The organism is Corynebacterium sp. c25Ua_47, assembly GCF_039907205.1.
Taxonomy (GTDB): Bacteria; Actinomycetota; Actinomycetes; order Mycobacteriales; family Mycobacteriaceae; genus Corynebacterium; species Corynebacterium hiratae.
The window spans coordinates 1-430 of record NZ_JASBOH010000046.1 but is presented as its reverse complement, the minus strand read 5'-3'; the positions used below and the strand labels follow the sequence as shown (position 1 = coordinate 430).

General features: G+C 57.0%; 1 pseudogene. It reads left to right on the top strand.

The features are described 5' to 3' along the window. Positions 1 to 430, top strand: a pseudogene (locus QKE52_RS13365) (transposase); the annotation flags it as partial.

The following is a 430-nucleotide window of genomic DNA, read 5'->3' as shown; positions in this document are numbered from 1 at the left end:
ACCGTCGTTGCTGATGCGGGCATGTTTTCAGCGGCGAACAAACAAGCATTGATAGATGCAGGCCTGCACTACATCTTGTCGGTGAAAACCCCCACCGTGCCTGAGGTGATCGAAACCTGGCGGCGGGAAAACCCCGGTGACGACTACACCCACGGCCAGATCTGGACGCAAGCCTCGGCAAGTGATGGGCGCAAACACGCTACCCCGAATTCGGTGACGCATTACCAGTACTCTCACGACCGGGCTAGGCGCAGCCTGCGCGGAATCAAAGAGCAAGTCGCAAAAGCCAAACGCGCTGTTGACGGCGATATCGCAATCAAGCGCAACCGATATATCGATCTTTCCGCCCCGAACAAGAAGGTCAACTACGCTCTTGCTGCCAAACACCGAGCCCTAGCCGGGATCAAAGGCTATGAAACCGACCTGACCG